The 15339-nt window shown below is 36.0% G+C and carries 9 protein-coding genes and 1 pseudogene; 7 read left to right on the top strand and 3 right to left on the bottom strand.

Features of this window, described 5'->3' with window-relative positions:
- The 4 genes from AC5YDM_RS03565 to AC5YDM_RS03550 all read left to right on the top strand — a co-directional run bounded on the left by AC5YDM_RS03565 (position 1) and on the right by AC5YDM_RS03550 (position 8170).
- Complete coding sequence (locus tag AC5YDM_RS03565; RefSeq protein WP_496150755.1) at positions 1-678, top strand: DUF4391 domain-containing protein; 678 nt, start codon at positions 1-3, stop codon at positions 676-678.
- 16 nt (positions 679-694) lie between these two features.
- Positions 695-2560, top strand: a complete 1866-nt coding sequence (locus AC5YDM_RS03560; RefSeq protein ID WP_496150754.1) for a site-specific DNA-methyltransferase — start codon at positions 695-697, stop codon at positions 2558-2560.
- Positions 2561-2572: 12 nt separating this feature from the next.
- Positions 2573-5740, top strand: a complete 3168-nt coding sequence (locus AC5YDM_RS03555; RefSeq protein WP_496150753.1) for a type III restriction-modification system endonuclease — start codon at positions 2573-2575, stop codon at positions 5738-5740.
- Positions 5741-5857: 117 nt separating this feature from the next.
- Entirely contained in the window at positions 5858-8170 is a 2313-nt protein-coding gene (locus tag AC5YDM_RS03550; protein ID WP_496150752.1) for an AAA family ATPase, read from the top strand.
- A 351-nt stretch (positions 8171-8521) separates the two neighbouring features.
- Here the strand turns inward: AC5YDM_RS03550 and AC5YDM_RS03545 are convergent.
- From AC5YDM_RS03545 to AC5YDM_RS03535, 3 genes and pseudogenes are all read right to left on the bottom strand, one after another.
- Positions 8522-9055, bottom strand: a pseudogene (locus tag AC5YDM_RS03545) (cation:proton antiporter domain-containing protein); the annotation flags it as partial.
- Between the two features lie 221 nt (positions 9056-9276).
- The gene (ypfJ, locus tag AC5YDM_RS03540; RefSeq protein WP_496150751.1) at positions 9277-10173 is read right to left on the bottom strand and encodes a KPN_02809 family neutral zinc metallopeptidase; all 897 of its coding nucleotides are present in this window, start codon (positions 10171-10173) and stop codon (positions 9277-9279) included.
- 67 nt (positions 10174-10240) lie between these two features.
- Positions 10241-11167: a DUF808 domain-containing protein gene (locus AC5YDM_RS03535; protein ID WP_496150750.1), complete on the bottom strand. Its 927-nt coding sequence runs from the start codon at positions 11165-11167 to the stop codon at positions 10241-10243.
- 190 nt (positions 11168-11357) lie between these two features.
- On the opposite strand from AC5YDM_RS03535, the gene trpS reads away from it, so the two are divergent.
- The 3 genes from trpS (at position 11358) to AC5YDM_RS03520 (ending at position 15224) form a co-directional block, all read left to right on the top strand.
- Positions 11358-12371 (top strand): tryptophan--tRNA ligase, encoded by a 1014-nt coding sequence (gene trpS / locus AC5YDM_RS03530; RefSeq protein WP_496150749.1) that lies wholly within the window; start codon positions 11358-11360, stop codon positions 12369-12371.
- A 450-nt stretch (positions 12372-12821) separates the two neighbouring features.
- Positions 12822-13472, top strand: coding sequence for a YqiJ family protein (locus tag AC5YDM_RS03525; protein WP_496150748.1), 651 nt, complete (start codon positions 12822-12824; stop codon positions 13470-13472).
- A 39-nt stretch (positions 13473-13511) separates the two neighbouring features.
- Complete coding sequence (locus AC5YDM_RS03520) at positions 13512-15224, top strand: flotillin family protein (protein ID WP_496150747.1); 1713 nt, start codon at positions 13512-13514, stop codon at positions 15222-15224.
- The last annotated feature ends 115 nt before the right edge of the window (positions 15225-15339 follow it).

The following is a 15339-nucleotide window of genomic DNA, read 5'->3' as shown; positions in this document are numbered from 1 at the left end:
ATGAAGTTATATAAATTTCCACCCCAGGCTAAAGTGGATCGGTTAATTCCGAAAAATAAGTTTTATGAGCAAGGTAAAGCCAATAGCAAGATCGAACAGCTATTTGTTAATCAAGTGGAAAATATACGGTGGGCGTACAAGTTGGCTTCATCTACAATTCACCTCCAAGATCAGGAAGATTTGAAGGAAATTCAAATCTTTCGAGTAAAAAGTCGGATTGAAGATTTAGATGTGTCAATACTATCTTTCATTGATAAACTCATTCTCACTCCAATTATTTTTGAAGTTGTTTATCAAGATAAAGTGAAAGTTGTTGCAACCTATAAGCGTTTGAATCAAGCAGACAAAACTAAAACGGTGATAGGTCAATATTATGCTTCTGAGTGGCTAGAAGATCATGATCGTGTTGAATTGCCTATTTACTTAAAACTGGCTGATCTATATGAACATTTCATCGCACAGATATTGCCGATTGCATCAAGTAAAGATCAAGAAAACAATGATGAATCCGTTTCTATTGAACTTCAATTGCAAAAATCTCAACAGCTTGAAAGCTTGCAAAAGCAGCTTGATAAGCTGAAATCCAAGTTGAGAACTGAAAAACAGTTTAATCGTAAGGTTGAACTCAATAAGCATATTCATGCACTTGAATCTGATTTAAACAAATTAGTGAATTAAATATAAAGGTATATTAATGGACAAGTTAAAAATGCACAGCCCTAACCTAGTCGATAGCAACATCGAAAAGATTTCGGCACTATTCCCAAACTGTATTACCGAAACCAAAGATGAAAATGGTGAGCTAAAAAAAGCCATTGATTTTGATTTGCTCAAACAAGAACTTTCACAGGTTTTAGTTGAAGGTGAACAAGAACGTTATCGTTTAGATTGGGTGGGAAAAAAAGAATCTATCCTCACGGCCAATGCGCCTATTGCCAAAACCTTGCGTCCATGTCGTGAAGAAAGCGTTAATTTTGATACTACTGAAAACTTGTTTATTGAAGGTGATAACTTAGAAGCCTTAAAACTACTGCAAGAAAACTATTTGGGCAAGGTCAAAATGATTTACATTGACCCACCTTACAACACAGGTAATGATTTTATTTATGAAGATGATTTTGCAGAAAGTACCGATGAGTTTTTTGAGCGTTCTAATCAAACAGATGATGAGGGCAACAAGTTAGTTGCAAATACTGATAGTAATGGGCGCTTTCATTCTGATTGGCTCAGTATGATGTATAGCCGTTTAAAATTGGCTAGAAATTTATTAGCAGAAGATGGTTTTATATTTATAAATATTGATGATACTGAGCAGAGTAATCTAAGAAAGTTATGCGATGAAATATATGGACAGGCAAATTTTATTGCTAATATTGCATGGCAACACTCTATGCAAAGTAAAAATGATGAGAAGTTTTTTTCACGAAATTATAATCATTTGATTGTTTATAGAAAGGCTTTTTCTAACACAATATTTAGATTACCTAGAACTGAACAAGATAATAAAAATTATTCTAATCCAGATAATGATCCTAAAGGATTGTGGCGTGCAGGTGATTTTAGAAGTCCTAATTTAAGAAATACTCTTAAATTTAAAATACAAACACCAAATGGAGGATTTATTGAACCGCCTGAGAATGGTTGGCGTTGGTCTGAAGAGTCTATTAAACAAAAAATTAGAAGTGGAGAAATTATTTTCTCTCAAGATCAAACTAAAATTATTAGAAAGATTTATTTAATTGATCAAGAAGGTCGTGTCCCTGAAAACTTATGGAGTGGTGATGATGCCGGTACGACAAGACAAGCGAACTCTGAATTAAAAGAGATATTTGGTGGGGAGGTTGTTTTTGACACTCCTAAACCAACTAAATTAATTCAAAGAATTATGAAGTTATTGAAAGATGAAAAAGATTACATAATTTTAGATTTTTTTGCTGGTTCTTCGACTACTGCTGATGCAGTAATGCAATTGAATGCTGAAGATGGCGGCAACCGTAAATTTATTATGGTTCAGCTACCTGAACAGACCGATGAAAAATCCGAAGCGTATAAAGCAGGCTATGCCAACATTGCCGAAATTTCTAAAGAACGTATCCGTCGTGCAGGTAAAAAAATCCTAGACGATAATGCTGGTAAAGAAAGCATAGAAAATTTAGATATTGGTTTCCGTGTCTTAAAAATCGACTCAAGCAATATGAAGGATGTGTATTACACTCCTGATGCTTTAAAACAAGCTGATATGCTGGATTTAGCTTCAAATATTAAAGAAGACCGTACAGCAGATGACCTACTATTCCAAGTCATGTTGGATTGGGGGCTTGAAATTTCTTTGCCGATTGAGCGTAAAACTGTTGCAGGAAAAGAAGTGTTTTATGTGGCAGGCAATAGCCTTGTTGCCTGCTTTGATGAGTTAACTTTTGATGTGGTCGATGAAGTTGCTAAAGATCATCCTTTACGCTTTGTATCAGCAGAAAAAGCCATTCATCTTGACCATGATAAAACCAATATCAAAGAACGCTTTAAACAGCTCTCTCCTGATACTGAAGTGAAATTTCTTTAAGAGGGTTAGATAATGGAAATCCGTTTTAAAACCCTTGGGTATCAGAAAGACTCTGTACAAGCGATTGTGGATTGCTTTAAAGGACAACCACGTTCTGAAGGTCATCGTTATATGATTGACCAAGGTGCGGCCAAAGCAAAAAAAGCAACGGCACAGGTTGATATGCTTGAAGAAACCTTGGACTTACAAGGTGGCAAGGCTAAAAAAGTTATTGCAGATGTTGGTTTTGAGAATGCCCATATTTTTGATCTGCAAGCTGTACTAAAAAACATTCAGGAATTACAAGCAGCAAGTGGATTACAAAGATCATCTCAACTCATCACGGATGATAATGGCAAAGGCAAGAACCTGACCAAAAGCCCATTAAACCTTGATATTGAAATGGAAACAGGTACAGGTAAAACCTACTGTTATATTCGTACTATGTTTGAACTGCATAAGCAGTATGGCTGGTCGAAATTTATTGTGGTCGTACCGAGCATTGCTATTCGTGAGGGCGTTTACAAAAGCCTAAATATGATGGCTGATCACTTTCAAGAGCAATACGGCAAAAAGGCCCGTTTCTTTATCTATGATTCCAAAGCATTACACCATTTGGAAAGCTTTAGCTCGAATGGTGGCATTAACGTCATGGTGATTAACGTTCAAGCCTTCAATGCGACAGGTAAAGATAACCGTCGTATTTATGATGAACTGGATGAATTCCAATCGCGTCGTCCAATTGATGTGATTAGTCGTAACCGCCCCATTTTGATTTTAGATGAACCACAAAAAATGGGGGCGGATAAAACCCTAGAGTCTTTATCTAACTTCAACCCATTGTTTATTCTGCGCTATTCCGCGACACATAAGCGCAACTATAACCTTATTTACCGTTTGGATGCTTTGGATGCTTATAACCAAAAACTGGTGAAGAAAATCACAGTAAAAGGTGTGGAAGTACAAGGCTTAACGGGTACACATGGTTATTTATACTTACAGGACATCATTGTATCTAAGTCTGCACCTGTCGCTCGTTTGGAAATTGAGATTGAAACCAAGAATGGTTTTAAACGTGAGGTAAGAAAGGTGAGTAAAGGCGATAACCTTTACGATATTTCCAATAAGGCCGAACAATACAATGACCGTTATGTCGTCTCAGACATTGATGCACGAGATAACTCGGTTACTTTCTTAAATGGCACAAAAATTCATGTGGGTGAAGCATTAGGGCATGTTGATGAAAAGATCATGCGAACCATTCAGATCCGTGAAACGATTCGTGCACATATTCAAAAAGAACGTCAGTTATACAATCAGGGTATTAAAGTCCTGAGTCTTTTCTTCATTGATGAAGTGGCTAAATATCGTCAATATGATGAGGATAATAATCCTGTAGATGGCGAATACGTTCAAATTTTCAAGGAACAGTATCAACAGGTACTCAATGAAGTTCTGGATCTAAACTTAGAAAATGACCCATATTTTGACTATCTGAAAGCAATTGATGTAGACCGTACTCACAATGGCTATTTCTCAATTGATAAGAAATCAAAACGTCTTGCCAATCCTGCAATTGACAAGAAAGCTGAAGAAGCTCAGGTATCCAATGATACAGATGCTTATGACTTGATTTTAAAAGACAAAGAACGCCTACTTTCCTTTGAAGAGCCAACTCGTTTTATTTTCTCTCACTCAGCGTTACGGGAAGGTTGGGATAACCCGAACGTCTTTGTGATTTGTACTTTAAAGCATTCAGATAATGTAATTTCTCGTCGCCAAGAAGTTGGCCGTGGTATGCGCCTTGCAGTGAATAAATTTGGCGAACGTATGGATGCTAACCATTTCCAAGGGGCATTAGGAGAAATTCATAAACTGAATAATCTCACAGTTGTGACCAATGAAAGTTACAAAGAGTTTGTGTCGAATCTACAATCAGAAATTCTGAATACGATTCAGAATCGCCCCACACAAGCTACCCCTGATTACTTTAAAGGGAAAATCTTTAAGTTATCTGATGGGTCTAGTGTTGAAGTCACTGAGTTGATGGCAAAGCAGATTAATAAGCATTTGTCTAAGCACGATTATATTGATGACAATGATCAGTTAACGCCAAAGTATCACGAAGCGAAAGATCAAGGCACGTTAGCAGAATTACCTGAAAGTTTAGTGGCTTATACTGAGCAAATTCACAAGCTGATTGATGGGCTGTTTGATCCTAAAGCTCTGGAAGGCATTGCAGACGATGGCAATAAGAAGCTGACCAATAACATCAATCAAACCAATTTAGAACGTAAAGAATTCCAGGCTTTATGGTCTCGTATTAACCGTAAAGCCGTTTATCAAATTCATTTAGATTCTGAAAAACTCATTCAGGAAAGCATTAGTGCTGTTGAACGTACGGCTAAAGAGCGTAACAACAAATTTGTGGAAACACTGAGTTATAAACTTGCAGAAGCGACGCAGAATGATGAATCCACCTATGAGCAAGTCAAAGCCAAAGAAATGTTTGGGAAGGTGACTTCAAAAACTGAGGTTGCGAATATTTCTATTCATTCTCAAGTGACCTATGACCTGATTGGGAATATTGCCGATGATACCAATCTCACTCGTAAAACGGTTGCCCGAATCTTACAGGGAATTAACGCTGCGGTATTTGCACAGTTTAAGTTGAATCCAGAAGCTTTCATTCGTGAAATGAGCCGTATCATCAATGAACAGCAAGCAAAAATGGTGATTCAAGGATTGAAATATAATCCTTTAGATAGCACTTATCCTGACAATGAAATATTTGTAAGTAATGAGAATATTCCATTACAGGCATACAAGGCAGAGCGTCATATTTGGGATTATGTAGTCACCGACTCTGATAATGAGCGTAAATTTGTTGAGGAGCTGGATGGTGCAGATGAGGTGGTCGTCTACGCTAAACTCCCTGATCGCTTCCAGATCCCCACGCCTTTCGGTAGCTATAACCCTGATTGGGCAATTGCTTTCAATAAGGATAAAGTGCGCCAAATATATTTCGTTGCAGAAACTAAAGGCTCAATGCTGGACAGTGACCTACGGGAAAAGGAGCAACGTAAAATTGAAAGTGCTAAAAAGTTCTTTGCTACTTTAAATCAAGAAAATCAATCATTGGAGGATGTAGTTCATTATTCGGTGATTGATAGTTTTGGTAGTTTGATGAAATTAGTTTAGTAAATTTAAAAAGCCTGAAATTTTATTTCAGGCTTTTTTATCAGGGGGGATTATCTCCAAAATTCATGCATTTATTGTACTATAAAAGATTGTCTAAAAAATTATTAGGGGGAAAATATGCTCGAAAAAATATTAAAAATTGAAAACATTAAGCAATGGCAACATAAAGGTGGACTAAATCAATCTTTTAATAAGCTAAACTTAATCTATGGAAGAAATGGGTCAGGCAAGTCTACGTTATGTAAACTATTTGAAAGTATCAACCTTAAAGATAAATTAAGTATTGAAGCATTACAGCCAATTGAATCGCAAGGTAAACAAAACCTGCTGCTCAAATTTAATTCTTACAATCTCTCCTTAGATAATTTACAGTCAATTTCCCCTTTTCGAGTATTTAACCAAGCATTCATAGATAACAATCTCTACATCTCTAATAGTAAAGATCGAAAACAATTATCGAATTACTATGATTTTTCTCTAGGCTATTTGTCCGTAGAAAAAGAGAAAGAAATTGACTATTTAAAGTCTCAAAATGAAACCCTAACAGCCAAAATTACTCCTATCACAAATCGAATATTAACCAGATTCCCATCAAAAACACTTATTCAAATTCAGGATATTAAAGCAATCGCAGATACTGATAATAAACTTGAAACTTTGAAAGCTCAACTTCAAGACATTAAGAGCATTGAGCACTTAAAAAAACGTAATAACCTTTCACTGTTAATACTCGATAAACCAAATTTAGATACTGACATTTTTACCATCAGTATAGAAGCTTTATCCAAAGAAGCAGAAGAAAAGGTAAATCAGCATATTACTTATAACCTTAAGGAACAAGATAAACAATGGATTGAATTAGGTACAAACTTAGTAACTGAATCAAACCAATGTCCTTTCTGCGCTCAATCATTAGCATCTTCACCTATATTTCATTTATATCAAGAGTTTATTAATGAGTCTTACCTAACTGCAAGTAGCAGTTTTGAACTTTCAAGTAGTAAATTTGAGCTGGAAGTAAATAAAATTGGCGTAAATATTGAAAAGTTAGAACAGGTGATTAGGCTTAATAAAGAAATAATTCGAGAATGGTCAGATAGGATAGATGAAATTTCTTTGGATTTTAATTTTACTGAACTTAGTAGGCTCTCCACTAATCTTGAATTAGAAGCCTATCGATTAGTAAAAGATAAAAAGAGAGATTTACTATCGATAATAGATTTAACAAAATTTAATGAAATTTTTAATCAAATTTTTAATGATTTAGATTTTATTGATTACAATAATAAAGTTAACAACTTTAATAATGTAATTAAAACCTTTTTAGACGGTTTATCAAAAGATACGAATCTAGCTATCCAATGCAAGATAAATGAAATCGATGAGGCAAAATTAAGATTTACTCCTGAAATTATAAAAGACCTTTCAGATATTAAAACTCTTAATAGTTCAAAAAATAAAAATACATTAAAAATAAAAGAATTACGTGATAAAATTGCAGAAGAACAAGAAGAAAGCATTAGAACACATAAAGATTCAATTAATGAAATATTACAAAGTTTTCATTCGATGATTCGTATAAAAGAGCTAGCAAAAGACAATAAAGGCAAAGGTGGTTCTACACGTTTAAAATACGTTATAACATTTATTAATAGTGAACTTTCTGCTCTGGATGAAAGACATCACCATCATATCTTTGAACATATTTTAAGTCTTGGCGATAGATCGGCCCTTGCTTTATCTTTCTTTTTATCCAGATTTTCGAAATTTAATAACGATAAGTCAATCATAGTTCTTGATGACCCAATGTCTTCATTGGATAGATATCGAAAAGACGCTACAATTGTTCAAATTGCAAAGCTTATTGAAAATAATTATCAAACATTCGTTTTCAGCCACGACCCTTTCTTCTTATCTGATATTTATAAATATTCAATTCTTTCAAAAAAAACTAATTGTTTTGAAATTGAAGTTTCATATAAGGACTTAGACCCGCTTAAACCTGATAGTACTAAGTATATTTCCAGTAAAATGATTGATAGAGACAATTACGACTCTTATGTTCTTCATTCTTATCATAAAGAATATAATAAGCTTTATGATTTTATTTCTAACGGTAGTGAAGCAGATAAGGTAGAAATTGCTAGATCTATTCGCCCTATATTAGAAGCTTATTTAAGATTTTTATATCCAAAAGATTTTAGTAACGGAATGTGGCTGGGTGAAATGATTTCTAAAATCCGTCAAGAAACTAATCAATCAAGTATCTTTTACGATAAACATGGGAAATTTAGCACCATTGAAAAAATAAATGAATTTTCAAAGACTTACCATCATGCAGAATCATTTGATACGAAAATTCAAGATTTAGATTTTTATACAGTTCAATATTATGCAAAAGACACTTTACGATTTATAACAGGCTTATAAACAAACTCTGCCTCCTGTGATTTAATTCTTAGCAAAAATTATGAGGATTTTTGCAGTGGGCAGGCAAGAAATCTTATTACAAATGTATTATAAATTTCATCGATCGAGAAAAACTAGCTCAGAATTACCCAATAATTTATTAGAAATACTTTTTGTGATTATGGTTTTCCTAGAAATTTAAAGAGTAATACGTTCACTCAACCCTATGCATAAAAAATATACAGAATTTTTCAATCGAAAAGATGATGTTTTTTAGAAAATTATTAATAAAACATGGAATTTTTTAGGTAAAGAATATTTTCTTTAATTTGAACGAGTTAGTAAAAATTCCATATTATTAATTATAGTGTATTCGCCTTCCAGTTTGACCATTAAATGATGCGGTGCGCGCACTGAACTTAATACGCCTTTAATCCCGATTGGATCGGTTGCACCTAAAGCTGAACCTAGAAGTAATAAGATCAAAATAGGAACAGGGCTTCCCATCAAATATTGAAAACCAAACAGCAAGCCACCAAAGAATAATGCGCAGAGTACCAATGCCAAAGTCGCCAAAATACTAATCGGCTTCCAATGAGACTGTAGATCTGAAACTTTGAATTTCAAAGCTGATGAAGTCAAAATGAAACAGATCACACCATTGATTAAAAAATCATAAAAATCAATGTTTCTTACTGCAGTTTCAATATTGTGAAGATTAATGGTGATAAATTGATTATTCCCAAGTAGATTCGCCCCCCATTGCAATATAAAGACAAAGATGGCGGAGACAATTGGAACACCAATCGCTTGAGGAAAACCTAGAATTCGCTTATTAAATATTGTTGTCGCGATTGAGAGAGCAAATACAACCGTAAAAACTTGGAGAATAAAAAAATTACCCATAATGTGCCTAATACTTCTTATTTATGATTTGAAACGCGGAGTATTTTAAACCGATTTAATAAAAAAAAATGTTACATGCATAATCAACTACAACAAAAAAACCTAGTCTAACCATTACCCATTAGACTAGGTTTATCAATAAGGTCTATAAAGTGAAACCTTTCTCATCATTCGAGTTTGGTAACACTAGAATTCATTCACAAAGGTAGGATTGAATCAGATTAAATGGATGCTTTAAATGTATCGCATTGATTGATATCACCTGACTGCATGCCTTTATCAAACCATTGCATACGCTGTGCACTTGTACCATGGGTAAAGCTATCTGGAACAACTTGTCCACGCGCACGTTTTTGTAAATAATCATCACCAATCTTATGCGCTGCATCCATCGCTTCTTCGATATCACCATTTTCTAAGAATTGTGTACGCTGATGAGTATCTCTAGCCCAAACACCTGCTAAACAATCTGCTTGAAGCTCCAAACGAACTGAAAGTTGATTACCTTGTGCTTCACTGGCAGTTTGACGTGCTTGTTGAACTTGACCAGAAATACCCAGTAAATTTTGGATATGATGACCCACCTCATGAGCAATCACGTAAGCTTGAGCAAAGTCACCCGCAGAATTTTTAGTTGATAATTCAGATTGATTTTGCTCACCTGAGATCCCCATTTGCTGGTGCATATCTTTAAAGAACGCAGTATCAATATAAATTTTCTGATCCGCAGGACAATAAAATGGTCCCATCGCAGCTTGCGCAGCGCCACAACCTGAATTTACTGTGCCACTAAACATCACAAGTTTAGGTGGTGTGTATTGCATACCTTGTTGTTTAAACACTTGTGACCAAGTATCTTCGGTATCGGCTAAAACAGTCCCGACAAATGCAGCTGTTTCTTGTTGTTCTGGCGTTGGGTTTTCTAAACCTGTAGCTTGTTGCTGTTGACCAGAAGTCACTTGTTTGGTCGCTTGGTATGCCATTTGTGGATCTACCCCAAAAAACTTCCATGCCACAAATGCAACAATCAACCCCAAAATACTAATACCGCCAGCTTTCGCTCCACCACCGCGACGATCTTCTAAATTACTACTGACTCGACGACCTTTCCAACGCATGGCCTTTTCCTTATTTTCATCTGCTAATTCATAGCATTATTGATTGGTAATATTTAACTACCTAACTTCAAGCGGATTTTGATTTTTTGATCAACTTAGAAATCATGCTCACCACAAGCACGACAATCAAACCCGCAATAAATCCAATTACAAAATTAATTAACGTTGGCGTAAGCGCACCAATAAAATGACCTACAGTTGGAATGTGATCAATATATTCAACAGATTCTTCAGTAAAATGATGAAAGACTGGAATCGCATGGGTAATGATTCCACCACCCACTAAGAACATCGCAAGTGTTCCAACGATGGTCAATGTCTTCATCAATTTAGGTGCAAATGCCAATAAACCACGACCAATAGCTTGCTTAAATGAAGAAGCTTGCTGATTTAGATATAGACCTAAGTCATCAATCTTCACAATCATTGCAACAAGCCCATACACGCCAACCGTCATTAAAATTGCGATTACACTTAATACAGCTACTTTAATGCCAAATGTTGCTGTTGCTACCGTTCCTAGTGAGATCACAATGATCTCAGCAGAAAGAATAAAGTCTGTAGTCACTGCACCCTTGACTTTTTGTTTCTCAAAAGTGGCCAAGTCAGTCTCGATGACTTTCAATTCCTCATGAGCAGCTTCTGCAGTTTTAGCACGTCGATGTTGAATAGTATGAAGAACTTTCTCTACACCCTCATAGCATAAAAATAAACCACCTATCATGAGTAATGGATTGATTAACCAAGGGGCAACCACACTGATCAGCAAAGCAAGTGGAACAAGAATCAATTTATTAACAAATGAACCTTTGGCAACCGCCCAAACTACGGGTAGTTCTCGATCCGCTTTTACACCACTCACCTGTTGTGCGTTGAGGGCTAAGTCATCACCTAACACCCCTGCCGTTTTTTTGGCAGCCATTTTGCTCATAACAGCAACATCATCAAGGATCGTTGCAATATCGTCTAATAGTAAAAGTAAGCTACTGGCCATTTTTATTATCCTAAGTTTTTATCTATTTTAATGTGTTCTTGAAAAACAATTGTATATATTTAATAAATGAATAGCAGTCTTTTTTTCATTACAGGTATTATTTCTTGCTGACATTAAAAAAAAAATTACCGTACAATATCAACCATTCTTCATATTCAAAGTAGCGTTGACTACTGTTTCAGGATTTATAATGAGTAATCAAGATCATCGCCCAGTCATTTTAACTGGCGATCGTCCTACAGGACAACTTCACTTAGGTCATTTCGTTGGTTCTTTACGCTCACGTGTAGGATTACAAGATTCTCATCATCAACACTTATTATTGGCAGATGCTCAGGCCTTTACTGACAATGCCGATAACTTTGAAAAAGTACGTCGTAATATTATCGAAGTTGCCACCGACTATTTAGCAGTAGGTATTGATCCACTCAAAACAACTATTTGTGTGCAATCGAGTTTACCTGCACTGAATGAATTGACTATGCTTTACTTGAACTTCGTGACGGTATCTCGTTTGGAACGTAACCCAACGATTAAGTCTGAAATTCAAATGCGTGGTTTTGAGCGAGACATTCCAGCAGGTTTCTTGTGCTACCCAGTTGCTCAAGCCGCTGACATTACCGCATTTAAAGCGTCCATCGTTCCTGTGGGTGAAGATCAAATCCCAATGATTGAACAAACTAACGAAATTGTTCGTCGTTTAAACCGTCAAATTGGTCATGACTTGCTTCCAGAATGTAAAGCATTGCTTTCAAATGTGGGTCGTTTACCTGGTTTTGATGGTAAAGCTAAAATGTCAAAATCATTGGGTAATACAATTGTTTTAGATGCCTCTGATAAAGACATCAAAAAAGCCGTAAATGCCATGTATACCGATCCAAATCATTTACGTGTAGAAGATCCAGGGCAAGTTGAAGGCAATGTCGTTTTCACTTACTTAGATGCATTCGATCCAAATGTGGAAGAAGTTGCAGAACTGAAAGAGCACTACAAACGTGGTGGTTTAGGTGATGGTACGGTGAAAAAACGCCTTGAAGGTGTTTTAAAAGAATTGATTACTCCAATTCGTGAGCGTCGTATGGAGCTTGCTAAAGACCCGGATTACATCATGGACATTTTAAAAACTGGCACAGATAAATGCAAAGACATTACTCAGCAGACTTTAGATGAAGTAAAAGCAGGTTTAGGTGTATTCCACTTCTAAAAAGACTTAATTCTTTCAAATTAAACCTCTCCTATGGAGAGGTTTTTTATTGATTGCTGATTAACTCAAGTCATCAATTCATTAACTTTCCCTAACAGAAATTTACCTGAATACATAACATGATGAGCTTCATAATGATTAATATTAATTAAAGTTTTGCAACATCCCCCAATGTTCTAAACTTTTCTCCTTAACCGAAACTGTGAAAGCAGGTTCGTTGTTATACGTAATGAATACCCCAATCATTGCGTATTTTTTTGTCTGAAATTTCTATTCAATTCATCAAATCAAGAATAATTATCATTTGCCAAATCAATGACTAAACGATACACTTTAGCTCAATAGTGGGTCACATTTTAAAATTTCAAAATAGATGTGAATTAGGTCATTTATATAAAATAAATTCTGCACCTAATTTTCTACGATAAATATAAAGCTGAGACCAAATCAATGTGGGACATTTTTATCCACCCTGCCAATATACTTTTTAGCGTTAGTCTATGTTTAATGTTGCTATTGGGCTTAGCTGAAGCATTATTGCTTATTGCTGGAGCAAGTACGCAAGGTTTTTTAGATCAATTTATTCCTGATCAATTATTTGAAGCACAACATCCTGATTTAAATTTGGAATCGAATTCAAGTATTTTTATTCAGCTGTTAGATTGGCTTTATATCGGTCGAATTCCTGTATTGGTCTGGTTAATCATTTTCCTTACCACTTTTGGTTTATTTGGACTGATTACACAAGGTGTCTTTTTTCACTTTACGCAAAGTTATTTTCCACTTTGGATCATTGCCCCAGCCAGCTTGATTTTATGTATGCCGATCGTGCGGATGGTTTCTGCCATAATTGCTCAAGTTCTACCTCAAGATGAAACTACTGCGATTCACAGTGAAGAACTTATTGGTTTAAGTGCAGAGATTATCTTGGGAGAAGCTCGATTAAATTATCCAGCACAAGCAAAAGTCAAAGATCAACACGGCCTGACCCATTACATTATGGTTGAACCTGAAACTGATCTGGTATTTACACAAGGTCAAACTGTTTTACTGACTCAGAAAACTAAAATCGGATTTCAAGCCACGCCTTATTCATTTTAACCAATTTATTATTCATATTAACAATAGAGATCTATAACAATGCTCAACTCAAATTTCTTTCAAATATTGATCATCGCAGGGATCATTTTACTTGCGCTCATCATTATTGGTACGATTTTAGCCCGATTATATAAACGCTCAAGTAAAGAAGTGTCCTTTGTTCGTACAGGTTTTGGTGGCGAAAAAGTCATTTTAGGTGGTGGTGCGATTGTACTCCCAGTATTGCATGAAGTGATTCCTGTAAACATGAACACGCTGCGTCTTGAAGTTAAGCGTGCAGCCGACCAAGCTTTGATTACACGTGATCGTATGCGCGTCGACGTGATGGCGGAGTTCTATGTTCGCGTCAAACCAACGGCTGAAGCTATCGCGACAGCAGCTCAAACGCTGGGTCAGAAAACCATGTCTCCTCAAGAACTTAAAGACTTAGTTGAAGGTAAATTTGTGGACTCACTTCGCGCTGTTGCAGCTGAAATGGCCATGGAAGAGTTACATGAAAAACGTGTCGATTTTGTACAGAAAGTACAACAAGTGGTTTCTGAAGATCTTTCAAAAAATGGCTTGGAACTGGAAACGGTTTCATTAACAGGTCTTGACCAAACCAGCTTCAAATTCTTTAACCCACAAAATGCCTTCGATGCGGAAGGTTTAACAAAACTGACTGAAACGATTGAAGACCGCCGTAAGAAACGTAACGATATTGAACAAGATGCTGACTTAGCCATTAAAACGAAAAACTTACAAGCAGAACAAGCACGCCTACAAATCCTTCGAGAAGAAGAATATGCAAAAATGCAGCAAGAGCGAGAAATTTCCATTCGCCGCGCTGAACAGCTTGCCGAAATCGCGACTCAAGAAGCCGCTAAAAAGCGTGAAGCTGAAGAAGCGCAAATTGCTGCTGAACGTGAAATTGATTTAAAACGTATTACTGCAGCACGTGATGTTGAAAATCAAAATATTCAAAAATCACAAATCATTGAGCAAGCTCAGGTTGAACAGAAAAAGACCATCGAATTGGCTGAACAAGATCGTGCGATTGCGATTGCAGAGAAATCTCGTGCAGAATCCGAAGCTAAAGCCTTAGCTGACCAAGCACGTGCACAAGCCGTTAAAGCAGAAGAAGAAGTCATTACCGTCCGTGAAACTCAACGTGCAGAACGTATTAAAGCCGTTGAGCTGGTTGCAGCAAAACAAGCCGCTGAAACGGATGCAATTTCTATCACTGTTGCTGCAGAAGCATCTAAACAAGCCGCTGTAGATGACGCTGAAGCCGTTCGAACTGCTGCTGAAGCTGAAGCTGAAAAAGTCCGCTTAAAAGCGAAAGGTGAAGCTGATGCAAAAATTTTACTTGCACAAGCACAAGAGAAACAATATCAAGTAGATGCAGAAGGTACTCGTGCAGTCAACGAAGCAAATAATATCTTGTCTTCTGAACAAGTTGAAATGCAAATCCGTTTAGCATTATTGAAATACTTGCCTGAAATTATTCGTGAAAGTGTTAAACCAATGGAAAATATTGACGATATTAAAATTTTACAAGTCAATGGTATGGGAGGCTTGAGTGGTTCAAGTGCATCGGTTGAAGGTGCTGATCAAGGTCAAGTTGCACTTTCAGATCAAGTCGTCAATAGTGCCCTGCGTTATCGCTCACAAGCTCCATTAATTGATAGCTTAATGAATGAATTAGGCATCCAAGGTGGTGACATTAATGGACTTACGCAGAGCCTTAAACCGAAAGCTCAAAATGATTAATCTTTAAAATATTCCATTCAATACATATTCGACATCGACAATGCCCTAATTCAATTGGGGCTTTTTCATATCAGAGATAATCAAAGCATGAATTAATATTTTTATAAGCTTAGAT

This window comes from Acinetobacter sp. CY81, assembly GCF_059515925.1.
Note: the sequence above shows the minus strand (reverse complement) of the source record. Positions and strands in the feature narration are given on the sequence as shown.

Coding starts and splice junctions, on each gene's coding strand:
- AC5YDM_RS03560 (WP_496150754.1), top strand. CDS start 695: ATGGACAAGTTAAAAATGCACAGCCCTAACCTAGTCGATAGCAACATC.
- AC5YDM_RS03535 (WP_496150750.1), bottom strand. CDS start 11,167: ATGGCCAGTAGCTTACTTTTACTATTAGACGATATTGCAACGATCCTT.
- AC5YDM_RS03565 (WP_496150755.1), top strand. CDS start 1: ATGAAGTTATATAAATTTCCACCCCAGGCTAAAGTGGATCGGTTAATT.
- ypfJ (WP_496150751.1), bottom strand. CDS start 10,173: ATGCGTTGGAAAGGTCGTCGAGTCAGTAGTAATTTAGAAGATCGTCGC.
- AC5YDM_RS03520 (WP_496150747.1), top strand. CDS start 13,512: ATGCTCAACTCAAATTTCTTTCAAATATTGATCATCGCAGGGATCATT.
- AC5YDM_RS03555 (WP_496150753.1), top strand. CDS start 2,573: ATGGAAATCCGTTTTAAAACCCTTGGGTATCAGAAAGACTCTGTACAA.
- trpS (WP_496150749.1), top strand. CDS start 11,358: ATGAGTAATCAAGATCATCGCCCAGTCATTTTAACTGGCGATCGTCCT.
- AC5YDM_RS03525 (WP_496150748.1), top strand. CDS start 12,822: ATGTGGGACATTTTTATCCACCCTGCCAATATACTTTTTAGCGTTAGT.
- AC5YDM_RS03550 (WP_496150752.1), top strand. CDS start 5,858: ATGCTCGAAAAAATATTAAAAATTGAAAACATTAAGCAATGGCAACAT.